A 23,407-nucleotide genomic window follows, 5' to 3' on the forward strand; every position below is an offset into this window, starting at 1 on the left:
GGCTTCACCCTGGACGAGCGGATCCAGGCGCTGCGCACCGGCGTCGAGGCCCTGGAGCGCGCCGGGCTGGCGTAGCCGCCCGGGGCCGTCGAGCGGCACTACAGCCAGTCGTGCCGCTTGAACACCCGGTGCAGCACTATGCAGACCGCGACCATCAGCGACAGCACCGCCGGGTACCCCCAGGGCTGGCGCAGTTCGGGCATGTCCTCGAAGTTCATCCCGTAGACGCCCGCGATCATCGTCGGCACGGCGGCCAGCGCCGCCCAGGCCGAGATCTTCCGCATGTCGTTGTTCTGCTGCACGCTGACCTGCGCCAGGTTGGCGTTGAGGATGTCGGACAGCAGCCGGTCCATGCCCTCGACCTGGTCGGTCACCCGGGCCAGGTGGTCGGCGACGTCCCGCAGGTAGGGCAGGGTCTCCGAGCGGATGTACGGCTCGCCGCCGCGGGCCAGGCGCAGCGTCGGTTCCAGCAGCGGGCCGGTGGCGCGGCGGACGGTCATCACCTGGCGCTTGTAGCCGTAGATCCGGCCGGCGGTGTCGCGGCCGACCCGTCCGGGGGCGAAGACGTCCGCCTCCAGTTCGTCCAGGTCGGTCTGGAGCCCGGTGGCCACGTCCATGTAGCCGTCGACGATGGTGTCGCAGACCGAGTGCAGCACCGAGCTGGGCCCGTAGCGCAGCAGTTCGGGCTGCTTCTCCAGCCGGGCCCGCAGGCCGGAGAGCGGGGCGTCGGCGCCGTGTCGGACGGTCATCACGAAGTCCGCGCCGAGGAAGACCATCACCTCGCCGATGGTCACCGCGTGGGCGCCGGGGTGGTAGCCGAGCGTCTTGAGGGCGACGAACAGGGAGCCCTGGTACGGCTCGATCTTGGGGCGCTGGTGGGCGCTGACGGCGTCCTCGACGGCCAGCGGGTGCAGGGCGAACTCCCGTCCGACGTGGTTGAGTTCCTCGGCGGTGGGCTCGAACAGGCCTATCCAGACGAAGCCGCCGGGCCCGGCGGCGCGGGCGGCGGCGAGCGCGCCGGCGAGGTCGTCGGGGGCCTCGATCCGGTGGCCGTCGTGGTAGCTGGCGCAGTGGACGATCATCGGGCCATTGTGGCCCGGGGCGGGGTGCCCGGGGCGGAGCCGGGCCAGGACGGCGTCGCGGGCCGGTGCCGGCGGCGGCCCAGGAGGGCCCGCAGCCCACCGCGCGTTGCGCGCCCGCACCCCACGGCCGCGCACCCCGCGCCCGCACCTCGCACCGACACTCCACGCCCGCGCCCGGAGGCCGTAGGCTGAGCCCCATGCCCACCCTGCTGCTCGTCCGCCACGGCCGCTCGACCGCGAACACCGCCGGAATCCTGGCCGGTTGGACGCCCGGCGTGGACCTCGACGACACCGGGCGCGGGCAGGCCGCCGCGCTGGCCGGTCGGCTCGCGGGGATCCCGCTGGTGCAGGCCGTCAGCAGCCCGCTGGAGCGCTGTCGGCAGACCCTGGAGCCGCTGCTGGCGGCTCGGCCCGAGCTGGGCCCGCCCGCCGAGGACGAGCGGCTGGGCGAGTGCCACTACGGCGAGTGGACCGGCCGGCCGCTGGCCGAGCTGGCCAAGGAGCCGCTCTGGCGCACCGTGCAGGACCACGCGGCCGCCGCGGCCTTCCCCGGCGGGGAGTCGTTGCGCGAGCTGAGCCACCGGACGGTCGGTGCGGTCCGGGAGTGGAACGAGAAGATCGCCGCCGAGCACGGCGCGGACGCGGTCTGGCTGGCCTGCTCGCACGGGGACGTGATCAAGGCGGTGGTGGCCGACGCCCTCGGCCTGCACCTGGACCACTTCCAGCGGATCAGCGTCGAGCCCTGCTCGGTCACCGCGATCCGCTACACCCCGCAGCGGCCCTTCGTCCTGAGGATGGGCGACACCGGCGACCTCGCCTCGCTCGCGCCCAGGCCCGGCGGGGCCCCGGCCGCCCCGGCGGGCGACGCGGTGGTCGGCGGCACCACCTGAGGCGGTCGTCCCACCTGGCCCGTCTGACCCGCCTGACCCGCCTGGCCCGACCCTGGCCCGACCGGCGCCACCCGGCCTGACCGAAGCCACCCGGCCCGGAGCCGCATGACGTGGGCGGGAGAGCCGTCGCACCCTGCCCCGTAGGGACCGGCGGCACCGCCTGAGCTGGCCGGTGCCACTGCGGCTCGGCTCCCCTGCGGGGGCCCGGAGGTCGTAGGGTGACTAACGAGCCCCGCCGCGTGGCGAGCCCGCGCGCGGGCCGCCGTACGGCAGCCCGAGCCATGACGTCCGAACGATCCCTGTGATCCCCACGACCGACACGATCCGGAGCGAGAGCGTGCCCCGTCAGGTCTTCTTCTACGACCAGCCCGAACGGTTCGTGGCCGGCACCGTCGGCCAGCCCGGTGCCCGGGCGTTCTACCTCCAGGCCAGTGCCCGGGGCCGGATCACCAGCGTCCTGTTGGAGAAGACCCAGGTGGCGGCGCTCGCCGAGCGGATCGAGGAGGTCCTGGACGAGGCGCTGCGGCGCAGCGGCGGCGACGTCTCCATCCCGGCCGCCGCCCCGCAGGACCTGCTCGACACCGCGCCGCTGGACCTGCCGCTGGAGCAGGAGTTCCGGGTCGGCACCATGGCCCTGGCCTGGGACAGCGTGGACGGCTGCCTGGTGGTCGAGGCGCAGGCGCTGATCGAGGCGGAGGAGGACGGCGAGGACGAGGACAGCGCCGCGGCGGTCTTCGAGGACGACGACAACGGTCCGGACATGCTGCGGGTGCGGCTGTCCGGCGCGATGGCCCGGGTGTTCGCCAAGCGGGCGCTGGACCTGGTCTCGGCCGGCCGCAAGCCCTGCCCGTTCTGCAACCTGCCGCTCGACCCGGAGGGCCACCTGTGCCCGCGCGCGAACGGCTACCGGCGCTGAACACCGAGACCCCGCCGCAGGCGGACCCGGCGGCCGCCGCTGCCCTCGCCGCCGACGTGCCCACCGCGTTGGAGCTGCTGCGCGAGGGCGAGTTGACGGTGCACGGGCGCCTCACCGAGGCGTCCAACGCCGCGCTGTACTGCACCGCCACGCACGGTTCGCTGAGCGCTCAGGCCGTCTACAAGCCGGTCGCCGGGGAGCGCCCGCTGTGGGACTTCCCGGACGGCACGCTGGCCGGCCGCGAGGTCGCCGCGTACGAGGTGTCGGCCGCGACCGGCTGGGCGCTGGTGCCGCCGACCGTGCTGCGCGACGGGCCGCACGGGCCCGGGATGGTGCAGCTGTGGGTCGAGCCGGATCCGCAGGCCGAGCCGCTGCTGGCCCTCCAGGACCCGCGCGGCCCGGAGCACGGCTGGCTGCCGATCGTGCGGGCCGAGGTCGGCGGGGGACGCACCGCGCTGCTGGTGCACCACGACGACCAGCGGCTGCGCCGGCTCGCCGTGCTGGACGCGGTGCTCAACAACGCCGACCGCAAGGGCGGCCACCTGATCCCGGCCGCCGACGGCCGCGTCTACGGCATCGACCACGGCGTCACCTTCAACACCGAGGGCAAGCTGCGCACCCTGCTCTGGGGCTGGGCCGGCGAGCCGCTGCCCGCCGAGGCGCTGGAGGTGCTGACCCGGCTCGCCGAGCGGCTGGACGGTGAGCTGGCCGCGCGCCTCGCCCCGCACGTGACCGCCGCCGAACTGGAGGCGACCCGCGCCCGGGTGGCCGGGCTGCGCCGCACCGGTCGGCACCCGCTGCCCTCCGAGGACTGGCCCTCGATCCCCTGGCCCCCGGTCTAGGACGTATCCCGCGGACCGGTTCGGGCCGGCTGATGGTCTGGACCTGTCCGCGAACCGGCAGCACACTGCTCCGATGGACGCGTTACGGACCACCCCCACCCCCCGTACCACGCCGGACCTGCCGCTGCACCGGCTCCAGGTCCCGCTGCCGCACCTGCTCCCGTTCGCCATCGGGAGCTTCGACACGATCGGCCCGCTGTCCCGGGCGGGCTTCCCGCACCGGCACTCGTTCTACGAGATCGTCCACGTCACCGGCGGCCGCGGCGCCCACGTCCTGGACCTGGTCCACCGGCCGCTGGCGCCACCGCAGTTGTGCGTGATCACACCCGGCCAGGTGCACTACTGGTCGGATGCGGACGAACTCACCGGCCAGGTCGTCCTGTTCAACGAGGACTTCCTGCTCCGGAACCCGCAGGACCTCGCCGCGCTGCGCACCCTGGCCACCCGCCCCGCGCTCGGACTCGGCGAACAGGCCGGGCCGGTCGGCGCGTTGCTCGCCGACATGGAACACGAGTACCGCTCCAGGCAGCCCGGCTACCAGGGCGTGCTGCGGGCCAGTCTGCACATCCTGATCGTCCGGGCGCTGCGCGCCGCCCGGCCGGGGGAGCGGCCGTCGCCGCCCGGCCGCCCGACCGAAGTGGCCTCCGCCTTCACCCGGTTGATCGCCGGTCCGGGCGGGGTGCGGTACTCGGTGGCGTCCAGTGCGCAGGAACTCGGCGTCTCGCCGGGCCACTTGCAGACCCTGGTCAAGCAGGCCACCGGCCGCACCCCGGGCGGGCTGATCCGGCGCCAGCAGACCCTGGAGGCCAAACGGTTGCTGGCGTGCACGGATTTGACGATTCGTCAGGTCGCGAAGGAGGCGGGCTTCGCCGACCCGGCCTACTTCTGCCGCTTCTTCCGGCGGGAGACCGGGATGACGCCGGGGGAGTTCCGGGCCCGGGTCGACGGAAATCACCACGATCCCCGGATCGCGTCCATCGCGGCGGCCCCGGACGGCCCGTAACTTTGCTGGTGGCCACCGGTGGCCGGTCCGGCGCGCGCGGACGGGCGGCCGGTTCGGCCCTTGTCATGCCCCCACCATGGCAAGGGCCGCCCCCCCACATCCACCCCCCACCCGAAGGAGAGGGCGCATGCCCACGCCCGACGGCATGATCAGCCGCAAGACCGTCCTGAAGGCCGCTGCCGCGCTCGGCGCCGCCCCGCTGCTGGTCGGCGGCGGCGTCGCGCTGGCCCGTGAGCAGGCCGGCACCGGCCGGCCCCTCGGCCTCACCCCCGAGTGCCACGACGGCGACGACCCCACCATCGAGCAGACCGAGGGCCCCTACTTCAAGCCCAACTCCCCACTGCGCAGCTCCATGGTCAACGACGGCCCCGGCACCCGGCTGACCGTCAGCGGCTACGTCTTCGGCCGCGCCTGCCGACCGATCTCCGGCGTCCTGCTGGACTTCTGGCAGGCCGACGACAACGGCGCCTACGACAACGCCGGCTTCACCTTCCGCGGCCACCAGTTCACCGACGCGAACGGCGCCTTCAAGCTGGACACGATCGTCCCCGGCCTCTACCCGGGCCGCACCCGGCACCTCCACGTCAAGCTCCAGGCGCCCGGCCGCCCGGTGCTCACCACCCAGCTCTACTTCCCCGGCGAGCCGCGCAACAGCACGGACACCATCTACGACGCCCGGCTGCTGATGAACGTCCGCCAGAACGGCCCGGGCCGTGAGGGCAGTTACGACTTCGTCCTGGACGTGCCGCAGACCCCGGGTACGCCGAGCCCGACCCCCACCGCCACCCCGACCGGAACCCCCACCGGAACGCCCACGCCGCCGAGCGGCAGTTGGAAGCCGGGAGCCTCCTACAACGCGGGCGACCGCGTCACCTACTCCGGCGCCTCCTACCTCTGCCTCCAGGCGCACACCGCCATGGTGGGCTGGGAGCCGCCGAACGTGCCGGCCCTCTGGCAGCGGTCGTAGCGGCTCCGGCCGCGTTCCCCGGGGTGCCGGGCGCCCGGTCGGCGGCAGGGTCGACCGGGCGCTCAACCGTGTCCGAAAGCCTGCCCAACGCCTGCCCAACGCCTGCTCGACGCCTGCCCAACACCCGCCCGAAGCCTGCCGCATTCCTGCCCGAAACAACGCCGGGCCCGTCAAGGTCCGCTCCTTATCAGTCGGGAAGCGGTCCGGCAACGACAGGAAGCGAATCCAGTCGATCTTGTGTACTGGTTAGGCTTTCAAATGTTCGCAAGGTTAAAGTCGGTTCCATGCATGCCTGGCCCGCCTCCGAGGTTCCCGCCCTGCCTGGTCAGGGGCTCCCCCTCCGTATCTTCGACACCGCAGCGGGCACGGTCCGCGAGGTCGTGCCGCAGGACGGCACTGCCCGGATCTACGTCTGCGGCATCACCCCCTACGACGCGACCCACATGGGCCACGCCGCCACCTACAACGCCTTCGACCTGGTGCAGCGCGTGTGGAAGGACGCCGGCCACGACGTCCTGTACGTCCAGAACGTCACCGACGTGGACGACCCGCTGCTGGCCCGGGCGGTCGAGACCGGTCAGGACTGGGTGGCCCTCGCCGAGCGCGAGACGGCCCTGTTCCGCGAGGACATGACCGCCCTGCGGCTGCTCCCGCCGGCCCACTACATCGGCGCCGTCGAGTCGATCCCGTGGATCGTCCCGCTGGTCCAGAAGCTGCTCGCCGGCGGCGCCGCCTACCAGGTGGACGGCGACATCTACTTCTCGGTCGAGTCCGACCCCCGCTTCGGCCAGGTCTCCGGCCTCGACCAGGAGGCCATGCGCCCGGTCTTCGCCGAGCGCGGCGGAGACCCGGACCGCCCGGGCAAGCGCCACCCGCTGGACGCCCTGCTCTGGCTCGCCGCCCGCCCGGGCGAGCCCGCCTGGGAGACCGAACTCGGCCACGGCCGCCCCGGCTGGCACATCGAGTGCGTCGCCATCGCGCTGCAGTACCTCGGCATGTCCTTCGACATCCAGGGCGGCGGCAGCGACCTCTCCTTCCCGCACCACGAGATGGGCGCCTCGCACGCCCAGGTCGCCACCGGCGCCCACCCGTACGCCAAGGCGTACGTGCACGCCGGCATGGTCGGCCTGGACGGCCACAAGATGTCCAAGTCCCGCGGCAACCTGGTCTTCGTCTCGGCGCTGCGCCGTGAGGGCGTCGACCCGGCGGCGATCCGCCTGGCGCTGCTCTCGCGCCACTACCGCGAGGACTGGGAGTGGACCAAGGCGACCCTGGACGAGGCCGTCGAGCGCCTCGCCCGCTGGCGGGCCGCGGTCTCCCGGCCGGACGGCCCGGCCGCCGAGCAGCTGCTCGACGAGGTCCGTACGGCGCTCGCGGACGACCTGGACGCGCCCGCCGCGCTGGCCGCCGTCGACCGCTGGGCCGAGCGGCAGGAGGCCGGGGGCGGCACCGACATGGGTGCGCCCGGCCTGGTCAGCCGCACCGTGGACGCCCTGCTGGGCGTCGCACTCTAGAGCCCTCCCTCAACACGCCGAAGGGGCGTCCGGACCAGGTGTCCTGACGCCCCTTCGGCGTTGTCCGGGGCGGGCCCCGGGGCGGCGGCTACTCCTCGTCGCCGTCCTGGCTCTCCCGGGCCGCGCCCGGGGCCTCCGGCTCGGCCGGCCGCTCCGCCGTGGCGTGCCCGGCCACCGGCTTCTCGCCGGTCGGCCCGACGTTCTCCCGGCGGCGCAGGTAGCGCTCGAACTCGCGGGCGATCGCGTCGCCGGAGGCCTCCGGCAGCTCCGCGGTGTCCTGCGCCTCCTCCAACTGCTGGACGTACTCGGCCACCTCGCTGTCCTCGGCGGCCAGCTGGTCCACGCCCAGCTGCCAGGCCCGGGCGTCCTCGCCGAGCTCGCCCGGCGGGATGCGCAGGTCGAGCAGGTCCTCCAGCTTGTTGACCAGGGCCAGCGTCGCCTTGGGGTTCGGCGGCTGCGCGACGTAGTGCGGCACGGCCGCCCAGAGCGTCACGGCCGGGACCCCGGCGTGCGTGCAGGCCTCCTGGAGCACCCCGACGATGCCGGTCGGGCCCTCGTAGCGGCTCTCCTCCAGGTCCAGCCGGCGGGCCAGCTCCGGGTCGGAGGTGACGCCGCTGACCGGCACCGGGCGGCTGTGCGGGGTGTCGCCGAGCAGCGCGCCCAGGATCACCACCAGCTCGATGCCGAGCTCGTGCGCGAAGCCGAGCAGCTCGTTGCAGAACGAGCGCCAGCGCATGCTCGGCTCGATGCCGCGCACCAGGACGACGTCCCGGGTGGTCGGCTCGGTCACCCGGATCACCGAGAGCCTGGTGGTCGGCCAGGTGATCCGGCGGATGCCGCCGTCCAGCCAGACCGTGGGCCGGTTGACCTGGAAGTCGTAGTAGTCCTCCGCGTCCAGGGCGGCGATCACCTTGCCGCCCCAGGTGTCGTCCAGATGTGCCAGAGCCGCGGAGGCGGCGTCGCCCGCGTCGTTCCAGCCCTCGAAAGCGCAGACCATCACCGGGTCGATCAACTCGGGAACATCTTCCAGCTCGATCACCCAGCGTCTCCCTCCGGTCGGCGGTCGAACCTGCGCCGCCTCGGCTGGCCTGCCGGGGCGCCGACGGGTCGGCTGCCGACTGTCGAACCTCTCGTCACCCATGGAACGCCTCGCCCCATGGTCCCTACCTGCCCAGCCTACGGGCTTTGATGCGCACCGCGGCCGGGCACCGGGACAGTCTGGGGGAGCGTGCCGCCCCGATCCAGCGGATATCCGGACCGTCCGAGCTGACGATCCGTCAGCTCCTCCGGGGTGGGTGCGGACGGTGTCCGAGCGGCGACGCGGCGCGACGGCACGCCCTCTCTGCGCACACCCTTCCCGCACGCACCCTTCCCGAGGGCGCCCCTCCCGCGCTCGCCGCCGGAACCCCTCAGGCGTCCACCCACCCGCGCCGGTACGCCGCCCAGTGCTCCGGGGTGGCGGCGAAGTCCACGTACAGCGCGACGCCGAAGTTCCGCCGCCCCGGATCCTGGCGGCCCAGGCCCAGCCGGACGCCCCGGACGGCGGCCGGCACGGTCTCGGCGTCACCCCGATGGCCGTGCCGGTCGTCCCAGAAGAACGGCAGGCCGATCAGCAGGTCCACCCCGGCCGGGGTGGCCTCCAGCGCCAGTTCGGTCTGCAGGGCGACGTAGCCGCCGAACAGCGGCTCGGTCGGCATGCTGGTGTCGTACGCCATCACGGCGACCTGGTCGACCCGGCGGGCGGTCTCGGTGAAGTACGCCTGGTCCCACCACTTGCCGTGGTCGGTGAGCAGGATCCCGGCGGTGTGCAGGCCGGGCACCGGGTCGAGCTGGGGGACCGCCACCGAGAGCGCCGCGCCGCGCCCGGCCGTGACCGGGCGGACCTGGTCGAGCAGGGCCAGCCAGCCGGCGCTGCCGGGCCGGATCGGCTCCATGTCGAAGTGCACGCCGTCGAAGCCGAGGTCCAGGACCTGCCGGGCGGAGGCGGTGACCCGGTCCCGGGTGGGGGCGTCCTCCGGGTCCAGGGCGTCCTTCTCCGGCTTGACCTCGTCGCCCAGCCAGCTCTGCACCCGGACGTCCGGCAGCGCCCGGTGCACCGCGTCGGTGAACCAGCGGCCCCGGGGGTGGACGGCGGGCGGCAGCGAGCCGTCGTGTTCCAGCGGGCCGGTGTGCACGTACAGGTCGCGGACGCCGGTGCCGGCCAGCTGTCGCACCAGCGCGGCGACGTCGGCCTCGCCCTTGCGGCCGTCCACCCAGGCGTGGCCGAGCCAGAGCGCGTCCCGGCCGCGGGTGCGGGCCTCGGCGGACGGGTCGCCGGTGTAGTGCAAGCGGATCGCGACGAAGGCGGAGCCGAGCGCGGCCGCCGGTACGGCCGCCGCGAGGCCCAGTGCCAGCAGCGCCCGGCGCCACCAGGACCAGCTCCGCCAGCGCTTGCGCAACGCCCGGAACGGGGCCGCCAGGGCCCCCGTGACGCGTCGCGCGACGGTCGGGAATCGGCCCACGCGGTTGCTCCCCCCTTGCGGTCGAACGCTCAGGATACGGAATGCGACCGCAGGCCGGGGCGCGGGCCGGATACCCTGGCCACGTGCGGGCCCGAGTAAGCGGGCCCGCAAAGCCGACAGCCGTCGCACCAGGGAGAAGCCCCATGGCCACTGCAGCCAATCCGTCCATCACTCAGCAGAGCCGCGCGAACGCGTTGCGTGAAGCGCTCGCCACCCGGGTGGTGGTCGCCGACGGTGCGATGGGCACCATGCTCCAGGCACAGGATCCGACGCTGGAGGACTTCCAGAACCTGGAGGGCTGCAACGAGGTCCTCAACGCCACCCGGCCGGACATCGTGCGCTCCGTCCACGAGGCCTACTTCGGGGTCGGCGTGGACTGCGTCGAGACCAACACCTTCGGCGCCAACTTCTCCGCACTCGGCGAGTACGAGATCGCGGAGCGCATCTTCGAGCTGTCCGAGTCGGGCGCCCGGATCGCCCGCGAGGTGGCCGACGCCCACGCCGCCGACGGCCGCACCCGCTGGGTGCTCGGCTCGATCGGCCCCGGCACCAAGCTGCCCACCCTCGGCCACGCCCCGTACGAGACGCTGCGCGACGGCTTCCAGCAGAACGCGGCCGGCCTGATCGCGGGCGGCGCCGACGCGCTGCTGGTCGAGACCAGCCAGGACCTGCTGCAGACCAAGGCCGCCATCCTGGGCTCCAAGCGCGCCCTCGCCGAGGCCGGGCTGGACCTGCCGGTGCTGGTGCAGGTGACCGTGGAGACCACCGGCACCATGCTGCTCGGATCCGAGATCGGCGCCGCACTGACGGCCCTGGAGCCGCTCGGCGTCGACTACATCGGCCTCAACTGCGCCACCGGCCCGGCCGAGATGAGCGAGCACCTGCGCTACCTGGCCAAGAACGCGCGGATCGGCCTGTCCTGCATGCCGAACGCGGGCCTGCCGGTGCTCGGTAAGGACGGCGCCCACTACCCGCTCTCCCCGGCCGAACTGGCCGACGCGCACGACGTGTTCACCCGCGAGTACGGCCTCTCGCTGGTCGGCGGCTGCTGCGGCACCACGCCCGAGCACCTGCGCCAGGTGGTCGAGCGGGTGCAGGGCCGGCCGGTCACCCCGCGCACCCCGCAGCCGGAGTCCTCGGCGTCCTCGCTGTACCAGGCGGTGCCGTTCCGCCAGGACACCTCGTACCTGGCGATCGGCGAGCGCACCAACGCCAACGGCTCGAAGAAGTTCCGCGAGTCGATGCTGGCCGGCGACTGGCAGGCCTGCGTGGAGATCGCCCGCGACCAGATCCGGGACGGCTCGCACCTGCTGGACCTCTGCGTGGACTACGTCGGCCGCGACGGCGTCGCCGACATGAAGGAGATCGCCGGCCGGCTGGCCACCGCCTCCACCCTGCCGATCGTGCTGGACTCCACCGAGCCGCAGGTGCTGCGGGCCGGCCTGGAGGCGCTCGGCGGCCGCGCGGTGCTCAACTCGGTCAACTACGAGGACGGCAACGCCCCGGACTCGCGCTTCGGCCGGATCGCCTCGCTGGCCCGCGAGCACGGCGCCGGCCTGATCGCGCTGACCATCGACGAGGAGGGCCAGGCCCGCACCGCCGACAAGAAGGTCGAGATCGCCGAGCGGCTGATCACCGAGCTGACCGCCGACTACGGCGTCGACGAGGGCTCGATCCTGGTGGACTGCCTCACCTTCACCCTGGCCACCGGCCAGGAGGAGTCCCGCCGGGACGGCATCGAGACCATCGAGGCGATCCGCGAGCTCAAGCGCCGCCGCCCGGCCGTGCAGACCACGCTGGGCCTGTCCAACATCTCCTTCGGCCTCAACCCGGCCGCCCGGGTGGTGCTGAACTCGGTCTTCCTGCACGAGTGCGTGGAGGCCGGCCTGGACTCGGCGATCGTGCACGCCTCCAAGATCCTGCCGATCTCCCGGATCCCCGAGGACCAGCGCGAGGCCGCCCTCGACCTGGTCTACGACCGCCGCCGGGACGGCTACGACCCGCTGCAGCACCTGCTGGAGCTGTTCGACGGCGTCTCCTCGGCCTCGGTCAAGGCGTCCAAGGCGGAGGAGTTGGCCGCGCTGCCGCTGGACGAGCGCCTGCAGCGCCGGATCATCGACGGCGAGCGCAAGGGCCTGGAGGCCGACCTGGACGAGGCGCTGGCCGGGCGGCCCGCGCTGGAGATCATCAACGACACCCTGCTGTCCGGCATGAAGGTGGTCGGCGAGCTGTTCGGCTCCGGCCAGATGCAGCTGCCCTTCGTGCTCCAGTCCGCCGAGGTGATGAAGACCGCGGTGGCCCACCTGGAGCCGTACATGGAGAAGTCCGACAGCGAGGGCAAGGGCACCATCGTGCTGGCCACCGTCAAGGGCGACGTCCACGACATCGGCAAGAACCTGGTGGACATCATCCTGTCCAACAACGGCTACAACGTGGTCAACCTGGGCATCAAGCAGCCGGTCTCGGCGATCCTGGACGCCGCGCAGGAGCACAAGGCGGACGTCATCGGGATGTCCGGCCTGCTGGTGAAGTCCACCGTGATCATGAAGGAGAACCTGGAGGAGCTCAACCAGCGCAAGCTGGCCGCGAGTTACCCGGTGATCCTGGGCGGCGCCGCGCTCACCCGGGCCTACGTCGAGCAGGACCTGCACGAGATCTACGAGGGCGAGGTCCGCTACGCCCGGGACGCCTTCGAGGGGTTGCGGCTGATGGACGCGCTGATCGCGGTCAAGCGCGGCGTGCCCGGCGCGAGCCTGCCGGAGCTCAAGCAGCGCCGGCACGCCCGGGTCGAGGTGGTGGAGGAGCCGGAGGTCAACCTCGGCCAGATCCGCTCGGACGTCACCGTCGACAACACCGTGCCGACCCCGCCGTTCTGGGGCGACCGGATCGTCAAGGGCATCCCGTTCGCCGACTACGCCTCCTGGCTGGACGAGGACGCGCTGTTCAAGGGCCAGTGGGGCCTGAAGGCGGCCCGCAGCGGCGAGGGGCCCTCGTACGAGGAGCTGCTGGAGACCGAGGGCCGGCCGCGGCTGCGGATGTGGCTGGACCGGCTGCAGACCGAGGGCTGGCTGGAGGCGGCCGTGGTCTACGGCTACTACCCGGCCAACTCCAAGGGCGACGACCTGATCGTCTTCCACGAGGACGGCACCGAGCGCACCCGCTTCACCTTCCCCCGCCAGCGGCGCGGGCGCCGGCTCTGCCTGGCCGACTTCTTCCGCCCGGAGGAGACCGGCGTGCGGGACGTGGTCGGCCTCCAGGTGGTCACCATGGGCAACCGGATCTCGGAGGCGGCGAACGAGCTGTTCGCCGACAACTCCTACCGCGACTACCTGGAGCTGCACGGCCTGTCGGTGCAACTGGCCGAGGCGCTGGCCGAGTTCTGGCACGCCCGGGTCCGCTACGAGCTGGGCTTCTCCGGCGAGGACCCGCAGGACGTCAAGGACATGTTCGCGCTCAAGTACCGGGGCGCCCGCTTCTCCCTCGGCTACGGGGCCTGCCCGGAGCTGGAGGACCGCGCCAAGATCGCCGAGCTGCTGAAGCCCGAGCGGATCGGCGTGGTGCTCTCCGAGGAGTTCCAGCTGCACCCGGAGCAGTCCACCGACGCGATCGTCATCCACCACCCGGAGGCGAAGTACTTCAACGCCCGGTAACCCGGGCGCCTCGTTCCGTTCGCTCTTTTCGGGCGAACCGGGCGTATCCTGGATGATCCTGAACGGGCCGGTCCGCTCACCAGCGGGCCGGCCCGCGCCATCCCCGGGGGGTGCTCGAACGCGCCCGGGGGGTACCGACGGAAGGACTCCCGCCATGACCACCTCCACCGCCGCCCGGATCCTCGACCGCGGGGACGGCCGCGGCCTGCAGGCGGTGCTGCTGGACATGGACGGGACGCTGGTGGACACCGAGGACTTCTGGTGGCAGGCCGAGGTCACCCTGTTCGCCGAGCTGGGCCACGCGCTGACCGACGAGGACCGGGCCCAGGTGGTCGGCGGTCCGATGACGCGGGTGATCGACTACCTGGTCGGCACCACCGGGGTGGACCTCGCTCCGGCGGACCTGACGGTGCTGATCAACCAGCGCTTCGTCGACCTGCTGGCGGGCGGCGTGCCGCTCATGCCGGGCGCCGAACGCCTCCTCAACACCCTGGCCGCACACGGGATTCCGGCCGTCCTGGTGACCGCCTCGCACCGGCACGTGGTGGACATCGTGCTGCGCTCGCTGGGCTCCCACCACTTCGCCTTCACGGTCGCCGGGGACGAGGTGCCGCGCACCAAGCCGCACCCGGACCCGTACCTGGAGGCGGCCCGGCGGCTGGGCGCGGACCCGGCCCGCTGCGTGGTGGTCGAGGACGCGCCGACCGGGGTGCGGGCGGCCGAGGCGGCGGGCTGCCCGGTCATCGCCGTGCCCTCGGTGGCGCCGATCGAGCCGGCCCCGGGGCGGCTGGTGCGCTCCTCGCTGGAGCAGGTCGATCTTGAACTGCTGCGCTCGCTGGTCACTTCGCGGGTGTGATTGTCATCTCATTGCGAGGGTGGTCTACTCGCCGGTAAGCGGCCGGATCCGGCCGCCGCCGACGCCCGCCCGGGGAGAAAAAGGGCATTGCCTGACAACTCGTCGGGTGTTTCGCGATGCCCTCAACCACCGTGTCCCAAACGTCATCTGCACGGGTATCGGTCGTGCGTGTTCGATATGGCACGCTACTCCAGTTCGTTCCCCTCCCTCGCGCCCTGCCACCGCCGACGACGGGCAACCCCGTCCCGCCCGCGGTCGTACGGGCGCCAGGCCCGCGCACGCCTTCCGCACCCGGAGCGCCCTCGACGCGGGCCGCCGGCCCCGGTCGGACCGCACCCAGAAGGACGCGCCCCGTGAAGACTTCAGCTGAACGCCTGGCAGTACTCGGCTGCGCCGGTCTTGTCGCCGTGACGGCGGCAGGCTGCGGATCGGTCACCGACGCCGTCAAGGGGGACGGCGGCAAGCCGATCGTCATGGGCACCACCCAGCTCACCGGCGTGCTGGACCCGGCCGCCGCCTACGACTCCGGCTCCTGGCTGCTGCTGCGCAACACCTTCCAGTCGCTGCTCACCTTCCCGGCCGCCTCCAGCGCCCCCTCCCCGGACGCCGCGCAGTCCTGCGAGTTCACCGCGGGCGACGCCACCCAGTACCACTGCACCATGCGGACCGGCCTGAAGTTCTCCAACGGCCACCCGCTGACCGCCGCCGACGTGGTGTTCTCGATCGAGCGCACCAAGAAGATCAACGACCAGAACGGCGCGGCCCCCCTGCTCTCCTCGATCAGGAGCGTCGAGGCCAAGGGCGACACCGAGGTGGTCTTCCACCTCTCCACGCCCGACGCCACCCTGCCGGCCAAGCTGGCCGGCCCGGCCGGCGCCATCCTCGACCACCAGGCCTACCCGGCCGACAAGGTCGTCCCCAACGACAAGCTGATCGGCTCCGGCCCGTACCGCTTCGAGACGGTCGAGGTCATGGGCGGCAACGGCGACACCGCCAAGCAGCTGGGCAAGGTCGTCCTGGTGCCCAACGACAAGTACAACGGCGAGGCCAAGCTCCGGAACAGCAAGTTCACCGTCCGGTACTTCGACAAGCCCGCCGACCTGAAGGCCGCGCTGGACAAGGGCGACGTCGACCTCACCGACAACAGCCTGGACCCGAACACCGCCGCCCAGATGCACTCCGACCAGCAGGGCGGCAAGACCGACCTCCAGGTCGTCGAGGGCGACAGCAACGACACCCGCTCGCTGGTCTTCAACACCAAGGACCCGGTCGCCGGCAACGTCGCCGTCCGCCAGGCCGCCGCCCAGCTGCTCGACCGCAAGTCGCTCGCCCGCGATGTCTTCGCCCGGACCGTCCAGCCGCTGTACGCGATGGTCCCGGCCGGCGTCACCGGCCACACCACGGCCTTCTTCGACCGCTACGGCGACCAGGACAGCGGCAAGGCCAAGAAGATCCTCACCGACGCCAAGGTCCAGCTCCCGGTCAAGCTCACCCTCACCTGGTCGCGCTCGCGGGCCGGCAGCGCCGAGCCCGAGACCCTGAAGAAGCAGCTGGAGGCCGGCGGCCTGTTCCAGGTGACCGTCCAGACGGAGCCGGACTGGGACAAGTACCGGTCCGGCTGGTCCGAGGGACGCTACCAGGCGTACCTCATCGGCTGGTTCGCCGACTACCCGGACCCGGACAACTACATCGCCCCGCTGCTCATCGACGGCGGCGCCTACCACCACGGCTGGGACGACCCGCGGATCAGCCAGAAGCTGGTGCCGGACGGCCTCAAGCAGGCCGACCGCAGCGCCGCGGTGGCCGGCTACGCCCAGATCCAGCAGATCGTCGCCGAGAACGCGCCGCTCATCCCGCTGTACCAGAACAAGGGCTTCTTCGCGTCGCGTTCGTACATCACCGGCGTCGAGTCGACCATCGACACCACCGGCGTGTTCCGCTTCTGGGAGATCAGCCGCAGCGCCGGCAAGTAGACGACCGGACGACACCCCTCGACACGGCGGCCCGCCCGCCTTCCCCCTGGGTGCACGGGGAAGGCGGGCGGGCCGCCGGCACGTTCGGCCGGAAAGGGCCTACACGCCCTACAGGGCGCCCGGGCGCACCAGCCCGCTCTCGTACGCGTACACCGCCGCCTGCACCCGGTCGCGCAGCTGGAGCTTGGTCAGCACATGGCCGACGTGCGTCTTCACGGTGGTCTCGCTGACGAACAGTTCGGCTGCGATCTCCGCGTTCGAGAGCCCGCGCGCCACCAGCTTCAGCACCTCCAGCTCACGCTCGGTCAGCGCGCTCAGCGCCTGCGGCGGCGCCTCCTCGCCCGAGGGCAGCTTGGTGGCGTACATGTCCAGCAGCCGGCGGGTGATGCTCGGCGCCAGCATCGCCGCGCCGTCCGCCACCACCCGGATCGCCTGCACCAGTTCCTCCGCCGGGACGTCCTTCAGCAGGAAGCCGCTGGCGCCCGCACGCAGCGCCTCCACCACGTACTCGTCCAGGTCGAAGGTGGTCAGCACCAGCACCTTGGCCGGGCCGTCCCGCCCGGGGCCGGCGATCCTGCGGGTCGCCTCGACGCCGTCCATCCTGGGCATCCGGATGTCCATCAGCACCACGTCGGGCTGCAGCGCCCGCACCTGGTCCAGCGCCTGCTGACCGTCGCCGGCCTCACCGACCACCACCAGGTCGGACTCGGCCTCCAGGATCATCCGGAAACCGGTGCGCAGCAGCGGCTGGTCGTCGACCAGCAGCACTCGGATCGTCACTAGGACTCCTTGCTCATCTGATCCCCCGTGGGATCGTCTTCGTCAGACGTACGCGACAGCGGCAGCGGGTACGGCGGGGGAGTGCCGCCGAACTCCGGGCAACTGGCCTGGTGGTCGCACCAGTCGCAGAGGCGGTTGCGGGTCGCCGGGAACTCCCCGGTGGCCACCGCGTGGGTGATCCGCTCCCAGAGCGCCCGCAGCTTGCGCTCCACCGCGAGCAGGTCGGCCTCGTCCGGGTCGTAGCTGACCACGTCCCCGCCCCCGCCGAGGTAGACCAGCTGGAGCCGCTTGGGGACGACGCCCTTCCAGCGCCACACCACGAGCGCGTAGAACTTCATCTGGAACATCGCCTTGCCCTCGAAGTCCCGCGAGGGCGCCCGGCCGGTCTTGTAGTCCACCAGCCGGACCTCGCCGCTCGGGGCGACGTCCACCCGGTCGATGTAGCCGCGCAGCAGCAGCCCCGACTCCAGGGCCGTCTCCACGTACAGCTCGCGCTCCACCGGGTGCAGCCGGGTCGGGTCCTCCAGCCGGAACCACTGGCCGACCAGCTTCTCGGCGTCCGCCAGCCAGCGGGCGAGCGCCGCGCCGTCCGGATCGTCCGGGAACAGCGAGCCCAGCTCCGGGCGCTCGCCCAGCAGCCGCTCCCACTGCGGGCGCAGCAGGCCCAGCGCCCGCTCCGGCGTCCGCTCGGTCGCGGGGCTGTCGAAGAGCCGCTCCAGCACCGCGTGCACCAGCGTGCCCCTGGTCGCCGCCGCACTCGGCGGCTCGGGCAGCCGGTCGATCACCCGCAGCCGGTACAGCAGGGGACAGGTCAGGAAGTCCCCCGCCCGGGACGGGGACAGGCCGGTCGGGGGCGCCGCCGGGCGCGCCGGGGCCCCGGCGGCGCTGGTGGTGTCGGTCTGCTGCATGCCTCCGACCCTATTGCCCTTCGCTGTCATCCTGCTGCCACGGTGCTGCCACACCGCGCGGCACAGTGGGTATGAAGCCTGACAGAGGGCCGCACGCCACCGGAGGGCCGCGATCACGTAGCGTGGGCGCACCGGGGCACGACGGGGCAGACGACCGAAGGGATCACGGTGAGCGACAGCAGGGGGCAGCAGACCTCCGACCAGCCACCGCAGGACGACGGCGGCCGCCCGGCAGGGCGACCGCCGAGGCCGCCCGAGCGCGGCAGCGGCCTCCTGGTGGGCCGCCCCTTCGGCGTGCCCATCTACGTGACCCCCTCCTGGTTCGTCATCGCCGCGCTGATCACCTGGGTGTTCGGCGGCCAGCTCGGCGACGTCCTGCCGGACCTCGGCGCCGCCCGCTACCTGCTCGCGTTCTTCTTCGCGGTCGCCTTCTACGCCTCCGTCCTGGTGCACGAGCTCGCTCACACCCTGGTCGCGCTGCGCTACAGGCTCGGTGTACGGCGGATCCAGCTGCAGTTCTTCGGCGGCGTCTCCGAGATCGAGAACGAGGCCGAGAGCCCGTGGCGCGAGTTCTGGCTGGCCTTCGTCGGCCCGCTGCTCTCGCTGGTGCTCGGCAGCGTGTTCTACCTCGCGATGCAGGCCGTGGAGCTCTCCACGGTGCCCGGGGTGCTGCTCACCGGGCTGATGGTCTCCAACCTGGTGGTCGCCGCGTTCAACCTGCTGCCCGGCCTGCCGCTGGACGGCGGCCGGATGCTGCGCGCGGTCGTCTGGGCGATCAGCGGCAAGGCGATGACCGGCACGGTCGCCGCCGCCTGGGTCGGCCGGGCACTGGCCGTCGTGGTGCTGATCGGCCTGCCGCTGTTCAGCGCCGCCCGCGGGATCGAGCGCACCACGACCGACACCCTGGTGGACGCGGTGCTGGCCGCCGTCCTCGCCGCGATCATCTGGAACGGCGCCACCGGGAGCCTGCGCAACGCCCGGCTCAAGGAGGTGCTGCCCGGCCTGCGGCTGCGCGAGCTCGCCCGCCGGACCGTCGAGGTCACCGTCGACACCCCGCTCGGCGAGGCGCTGCGCCGGGCCCGCGAGGCCCAGGCCGGCGCGGTCGTGGTGGTGGACGGCCGGGGCGACCCGATCGGCATCGTCCGCGAGTCCGCCGTCCGCGCGGTGCCCGAGCACCGCCGCCCGTGGGTCGCCGTCGGCCCGCTCGCCCGCGACCTCGAACCCGGCCTGCGGCTGGACGCCGACCTCGGCGGCGAGGACCTGCTGCGCGCCGTCCAGGCGACCCCGGCCGGGGAGTACCTGGTGGTCGAGGCGGACGGCCGGGTGTTCGGCGTCGCCGCGCTCACCGACATCGAGCAGCGCCTCACCGCCGCCGTCGCCGGCCGGTGATCACCCTGGTCGGGCGGACCGTCCGCTTCCCTTAGGATTGACCGCATGTCCGAACCGACCGGTGCCACCCGCCGACGCGGGCCCTTCCAGGTCGGGGACCAGGTCCAGCTGACCGACCCCAAGGGCCGCCACTACACGTTCACGCTCCAGGCCGGGAACCAGTTCCACACCCACAAGGGTGCGTTCCCGCACGACGAGCTGATCGGCGCCCCCGAGGGCACGGTCGTGCGCACCACGGGGAACGTCCCGTACCTCGCGCTGCGCCCCCTGCTCCCCGACTACGTCCTGTCCATGCCGCGCGGCGCCGCCGTGATCTACCCCAAGGACGCGGGGCAGATCCTGGCCATGGCCGACATCTTCGCCGGCGCCCGCGTCGTCGAGGCCGGTGTCGGCTCGGGCGCGCTCTCCACCTACCTGCTGCGCGCCGTCGGCGACACCGGCATGCTGGCCTCGTACGAGCGCCGGCAGGACTTCGCCGACATCGCCAAGGGCAACGTCGAGCGCTACTTCGGCGGGCCGCACCCGGCGTGGAAGCTCACCGTCGGCGACCTCCAGGACAACCTGGTCGAGGCCGACGTCGACCGCGTCATCCTCGACATGCTCGCCCCCTGGGAGTGCCTGGACGTCGCCTCCAAGGCGCTCGTCCCCGGCGGCCTGATCTGCTGCTACGTGGCCACCACCACGCAGATGTCCAAGACCGTCGAGGCACTGCGCGACCACGGCACCTTCACCGAGCCGCAGGCCTGGGAGACCATGGTCCGCACCTGGCACCTGGAGGGCCTGGCCGTCCGCCCGGACCACCGGATGATCGGCCACACCGGCTTCCTGCTCACCGCCCGCCGCCTCGCCGACGGCGTCGAGCCGCCGCTGCGCCGCCGCCGCCCGGCCAAGGGCGCGTACGGCGAGGACTACGACAACGGGGGCTCGGAGTCGACTCTGCGGGAGCGCGCCGCGGCCCGTGCCGCCGCCCGCGCCGTCGAGACCGAGCAGCCCGACCTGGGCTGACCGGGATCGCTTCCCAGGGGTGGTACGAGCCTGCTCGTGCCACCCCTCGGCACTTCGGCCGCCGGCGTGTGGGACGATGCTCGCGCACGCAGACCAGCTCCTGGGAGCACTGGAGGGGACGCCTGGTGGAGACCGCGGTCGGGACGACGGCTGGACAGCAGACACCGCGGGGCCGCACCGGGCCCGGGCACGCGCGCACCGCCCCCTGGCACTGGGCCCTGGCCCTGGCCGGCTGCGGCGCGGTGGTGGCCTCGGCCCTCGCCGCCGGCCCCGCCACCGGCACCCCGGTGCCCCTGCACGGCACTCCCAAGGCCCTCGGGGCGAGCGCCGCCCCCGACCCGGCCAAGGCCCAACTTCCGCTCGACTGCGGCCCGTTCCCGGTCGCGACGGCCATCAGCATGCCGGCCGACCTGGGCGACGGGCGGCCCGGCACGGTCGTCGCCGCGCACTGCGCGGCCGAGAACGGCACGCCGCCGGACGCCGTCTACCTGCTCGGCTTCGGCCCGGGCGAGCGCCCGGTGGTGCTGGCCACGCTCCTCTCCGAGCGCGAGAACCTCACCCTCGGCCGGCTCGCGCTGCGCTCCGACGGCGCCATCACCGGTCACGCGCAGGGGTATTCGAGCGACGAGGTGCCGCGCTTCCGCCCTGACATCTCACTCGACCTCACCTGGATGCGCAAGGGCGGCGGCTGGGAACGCTCCCAGACCGCCGCCCCGGTCAGCCAGACCTGAGGGGGAGGACGCGTCAGTCCGCGTCCGGCCCGTACACCTCGACCCGGTCGGTGACCCGGCGCACGTGGATGCAGTCGCCGGGGCACTCCTTCGCCGAGTCCACCACGTCCTGAAGGATCGTCAGCGGCACCGGGGCGGTCTGCCCGGGCTGCTGGCGCAGCTCGTCGTCCGGCCCCTTCACGTAGGCGAGGCCGTCGATGTCCAGCTCGAAGACCTCGGGTGCGTACTGCACGCAGATGCCGTCGCCGGTGCACAGATCCTGGTCGATCCACACCTCCAGCTGTTCGGCCGCCGTGGCCGTCTGCTCGGTTACCGACATGGTCCCCTGCCGTTTCTGTCCCGGGTCGCCCCTTTTCCGGGGGCAATCCCGCCATTCGTACAACGATCGGACCCAGGTGCCCGGTCGCGATCGGATATCACTTCGCTCGACGATACATCTGGCCCGCTTTGGGTGGTGAGCGGTGGGTATCCCCTTAGCAGAGGGGAAGCACGCTGGGGCGAAGATCGGACACGCCCGTTCCATCTTTCTTGATCTAGGGGTTTACGGACCCCTGGTCCCAGGTAGGGTCTGGAAGCGTCCAGCTCCCCGGAGGAGGTGAGGACCGTGGCAGCCCACGATGACGACTACAACCGCAGCACCGGCAGGCCCGCTCGTGGTTCCGACGAGGCCGCTCAGGTCTCGTTCCTTGAGCAGGAAATCGCTGTGCTGCGCCGCAAGCTCGCCGACTCGCCGCGCAATTCGAGGATCCTCGAAGAGCGGATCGTCGAGCTCCAGACCAACCTGGCCGGAGTGTCCGCCCAGAACGAACGGCTCGCCTCCACCCTGCGAGAGGCCCGCGACCAGATCGTGGCCCTCAAGGAGGAAGTGGACCGGCTGGCACAGCCCCCGGCCGGGTTCGGCACCTTCCTCGAGGCCAACGAGGACGGCACCGCCGACATCTTCACCGGGGGGCGCAAGCTCCGCGTGAACGTCAGCCCCAACGTCGCCCTCGACGAACTGCGGCGCGGCCAGGAGGTGATGCTCAACGAGGCCCTCAACATCGTGGACGCGATGGCCTTCGAGCGCATCGGCGAGATCGTCACCCTCAAGGAGATCCTCGAGGACGGCGAACGCGCCCTGGTCGTCGGCCACACCGACGAGGAGCGGGTGGTGCGCCTCGCCGAACCGCTGCGCGAGCTCACCATCCGGGCGGGGGACGCCCTGCTGCTGGAGCCCCGCTCCGGCTACGTGTACGAGGTCGTGCCGAAGTCCGAGGTCGAGGAGCTGGTCCTCGAAGAGGTCCCGGACATCGACTACCGCCAGATCGGCGGACTGAGCAACCAGATCGAGCTGATCCGGGACGCGGTCGAGCTGCCCTACCTGCACGCCGACCTCTTCAAGGAGTACGAGCTGCGCCCGCCCAAGGGCGTGCTGCTCTACGGCCCGCCCGGCTGCGGCAAGACGCTGATCGCCAAGGCGGTCGCCAACTCGCTGGCCAAGAAGGTCGCCGAGGTCACCGGACGCCCCCAGGGGAAGAGCTACTTCCTCAACATCAAGGGCCCCGAACTGCTCAACAAGTACGTGGGCGAGACCGAGCGGCAGATCCGCCTGGTCTTCCAGCGGGCCCGGGAGAAGGCGAGCGAGGGCACGCCCGTCATCGTCTTCTTCGACGAGATGGAGTCGCTGTTCCGCACCCGCGGTTCCGGCGTCAGCTCGGACGTGGAGAACACCATCGTCCCGCAGCTGCTCGCCGAGATCGACGGTGTGGAGGGCCTGGAGAACGTCATCGTCATCGGCGCCTCGAACCGCGAGGACATGATCGACCCGGCGATCCTGCGGCCCGGCCGCCTGGACGTCAAGATCAAGATCGAGCGCCCGGACGCCGAGGCCGCGAGGGACATCTTCTCCAAGTACCTCAAGGAGTCGCTGCCGTTCCACCCGGACGACCTCAAGGAGCACGACGGCTCCCTGGGCACCACGGTGGCCGCGATGATCCAGTCGGTCGTGGAGCGGATGTACTCCGAGACCGAGGAGAACCGCTTCCTGGAGGTCACCTACGCCAACGGTGACAAGGAGGTCCTGTACTTCAAGGACTTCAACTCCGGCGCGATGATCCAGAACATCGTCGACCGCGCGAAGAAGATGGCCATCAAGGACTTCCTCGACCACGGTCAGCGCGGTCTGCGCGTCTCCCACCTGCTCGCCGCCTGCGTGGACGAGTTCAAGGAGAACGAGGACCTCCCGAACACCACCAACCCGGACGACTGGGCCCGCATCTCCGGCAAGAAGGGCGAGCGGATCGTCTTCATCCGCACGCTGGTCACCGGCAAGCAGGGCGCCGAGTCCGGCCGCTCGATCGACACTGTCGCCAACACGGGGCAGTACCTGTAAGCACACGGTGAGACCGGGCCGCCCGGCGG

The 23,407-nt window shown here is 72.5% G+C and carries 19 protein-coding genes; 13 read left to right on the forward strand and 6 right to left on the reverse strand.

All coding sequences use genetic code 11. The features are described from left to right. Window positions 1–98 precede the first annotated feature (98 nt). Window positions 99–1,082: a magnesium and cobalt transport protein CorA gene (locus tag ACFVX9_RS16940; RefSeq protein WP_380377657.1), complete on the reverse strand. Its 984-nt coding sequence runs from the start codon at window positions 1,080–1,082 to the stop codon at window positions 99–101. A gap of 197 nt (window positions 1,083–1,279) precedes the next feature. Between ACFVX9_RS16940 and ACFVX9_RS16945 the strand changes: the two genes are divergently transcribed. From ACFVX9_RS16945 to mshC, 6 genes are all read left to right on the forward strand, one after another. Continuing rightward, a complete protein-coding gene (locus ACFVX9_RS16945; RefSeq protein WP_387982266.1) occupies window positions 1,280–1,972 on the forward strand; it encodes a histidine phosphatase family protein in 693 nt (230 codons plus the stop codon). A gap of 337 nt (window positions 1,973–2,309) precedes the next feature. Further along, the gene (locus ACFVX9_RS16950) at window positions 2,310–2,888 is read left to right on the forward strand and encodes a DUF3090 domain-containing protein (RefSeq protein WP_063350992.1); all 579 of its coding nucleotides are present in this window, start codon (window positions 2,310–2,312) and stop codon (window positions 2,886–2,888) included. A gap of 56 nt (window positions 2,889–2,944) precedes the next feature. After that, window positions 2,945–3,730 carry an SCO1664 family protein gene (locus ACFVX9_RS16955; protein ID WP_387982311.1) on the forward strand — a complete coding sequence of 262 codons (786 nt, stop codon included), beginning with the start codon at window positions 2,945–2,947 and terminating at the stop codon, window positions 3,728–3,730. A 73-nt stretch (window positions 3,731–3,803) separates the two neighbouring features. Then, the gene (locus ACFVX9_RS16960; RefSeq protein WP_380377653.1) at window positions 3,804–4,733 is read left to right on the forward strand and encodes an AraC family transcriptional regulator; all 930 of its coding nucleotides are present in this window, start codon (window positions 3,804–3,806) and stop codon (window positions 4,731–4,733) included. A gap of 127 nt (window positions 4,734–4,860) precedes the next feature. Next, the gene (locus tag ACFVX9_RS16965; RefSeq protein ID WP_063346925.1) at window positions 4,861–5,700 is read left to right on the forward strand and encodes a carbohydrate-binding protein; all 840 of its coding nucleotides are present in this window, start codon (window positions 4,861–4,863) and stop codon (window positions 5,698–5,700) included. 284 nt (window positions 5,701–5,984) lie between these two features. Next, window positions 5,985–7,214 carry a cysteine--1-D-myo-inosityl 2-amino-2-deoxy-alpha-D-glucopyranoside ligase gene (mshC, locus tag ACFVX9_RS16970; protein ID WP_380377650.1) on the forward strand — a complete coding sequence of 410 codons (1,230 nt, stop codon included), beginning with the start codon at window positions 5,985–5,987 and terminating at the stop codon, window positions 7,212–7,214. 88 nt (window positions 7,215–7,302) lie between these two features. On the opposite strand, the gene ACFVX9_RS16975 is transcribed toward mshC, so the two are convergent. Together ACFVX9_RS16975 and ACFVX9_RS16980 are read right to left on the reverse strand one after the other, a co-directional pair. Continuing rightward, on the reverse strand, window positions 7,303–8,253 hold the full coding sequence (locus tag ACFVX9_RS16975; RefSeq protein WP_063346923.1) for a PAC2 family protein: 951 nt from the start codon (window positions 8,251–8,253) through the stop codon (window positions 7,303–7,305). A gap of 370 nt (window positions 8,254–8,623) precedes the next feature. Beyond that, a complete protein-coding gene (locus ACFVX9_RS16980) occupies window positions 8,624–9,715 on the reverse strand; it encodes a hypothetical protein (RefSeq protein ID WP_387982269.1) in 1,092 nt (363 codons plus the stop codon). Window positions 9,716–9,858: 143 nt separating this feature from the next. Between ACFVX9_RS16980 and metH the strand changes: the two genes are divergently transcribed. The 3 genes from metH to ACFVX9_RS16995 all read left to right on the forward strand — a co-directional run bounded on the left by metH (window position 9,859) and on the right by ACFVX9_RS16995 (window position 16,194). Continuing rightward, a complete protein-coding gene (gene metH, locus ACFVX9_RS16985) occupies window positions 9,859–13,365 on the forward strand; it encodes a methionine synthase (protein WP_380377646.1) in 3,507 nt (1,168 codons plus the stop codon). A 154-nt stretch (window positions 13,366–13,519) separates the two neighbouring features. Further along, entirely contained in the window at window positions 13,520–14,221 is a 702-nt protein-coding gene (locus ACFVX9_RS16990; protein ID WP_063346921.1) for an HAD family phosphatase, read from the forward strand. Window positions 14,222–14,574: 353 nt separating this feature from the next. Beyond that, window positions 14,575–16,194: an ABC transporter substrate-binding protein gene (locus tag ACFVX9_RS16995; protein ID WP_380377642.1), complete on the forward strand. Its 1,620-nt coding sequence runs from the start codon at window positions 14,575–14,577 to the stop codon at window positions 16,192–16,194. A gap of 108 nt (window positions 16,195–16,302) precedes the next feature. Here the strand turns inward: ACFVX9_RS16995 and ACFVX9_RS17000 are convergent, their stop codons facing one another. Both ACFVX9_RS17000 and ACFVX9_RS17005 read right to left on the reverse strand, forming a co-directional pair. Next, window positions 16,303–16,974, reverse strand: coding sequence for a response regulator transcription factor (locus ACFVX9_RS17000; protein WP_063346919.1), 672 nt, complete (start codon window positions 16,972–16,974; stop codon window positions 16,303–16,305). Next, window positions 16,974–17,882 carry a RecB family exonuclease gene (locus ACFVX9_RS17005; protein ID WP_063346918.1) on the reverse strand — a complete coding sequence of 303 codons (909 nt, stop codon included), beginning with the start codon at window positions 17,880–17,882 and terminating at the stop codon, window positions 16,974–16,976. Before ACFVX9_RS17005 ends, ACFVX9_RS17000 begins: the two co-directional genes overlap by 1 nt. A 168-nt stretch (window positions 17,883–18,050) precedes the next feature. Here ACFVX9_RS17005 and ACFVX9_RS17010 point away from each other — a divergent pair, with 168 nt between their 5' ends. From ACFVX9_RS17010 to ACFVX9_RS17020, 3 genes are all read left to right on the forward strand, one after another. Beyond that, window positions 18,051–19,271: a site-2 protease family protein gene (locus ACFVX9_RS17010; RefSeq protein WP_387982272.1), complete on the forward strand. Its 1,221-nt coding sequence runs from the start codon at window positions 18,051–18,053 to the stop codon at window positions 19,269–19,271. A gap of 45 nt (window positions 19,272–19,316) precedes the next feature. Then, a complete protein-coding gene (locus ACFVX9_RS17015) occupies window positions 19,317–20,276 on the forward strand; it encodes a tRNA (adenine-N1)-methyltransferase (protein WP_063346916.1) in 960 nt (319 codons plus the stop codon). A gap of 125 nt (window positions 20,277–20,401) precedes the next feature. Further along, complete coding sequence (locus ACFVX9_RS17020) at window positions 20,402–21,007, forward strand: hypothetical protein (RefSeq protein ID WP_079135481.1); 606 nt, start codon at window positions 20,402–20,404, stop codon at window positions 21,005–21,007. Window positions 21,008–21,020: 13 nt separating this feature from the next. Here the strand turns inward: ACFVX9_RS17020 and ACFVX9_RS17025 are convergent, their stop codons facing one another. Continuing rightward, window positions 21,021–21,326: a ferredoxin gene (locus ACFVX9_RS17025; RefSeq protein ID WP_063346915.1), complete on the reverse strand. Its 306-nt coding sequence runs from the start codon at window positions 21,324–21,326 to the stop codon at window positions 21,021–21,023. A 285-nt stretch (window positions 21,327–21,611) separates the two neighbouring features. Here ACFVX9_RS17025 and arc point away from each other — a divergent pair, with 285 nt between their 5' ends. Then, window positions 21,612–23,378 carry a proteasome ATPase gene (arc, locus tag ACFVX9_RS17030; RefSeq protein WP_063346914.1) on the forward strand — a complete coding sequence of 589 codons (1,767 nt, stop codon included), beginning with the start codon at window positions 21,612–21,614 and terminating at the stop codon, window positions 23,376–23,378. Window positions 23,379–23,407 lie beyond the last annotated feature (29 nt).

This window comes from Kitasatospora sp. NPDC058243 (assembly GCF_042882025.1).
Lineage (GTDB): Bacteria > Actinomycetota > Actinomycetes > Streptomycetales > Streptomycetaceae > Kitasatospora.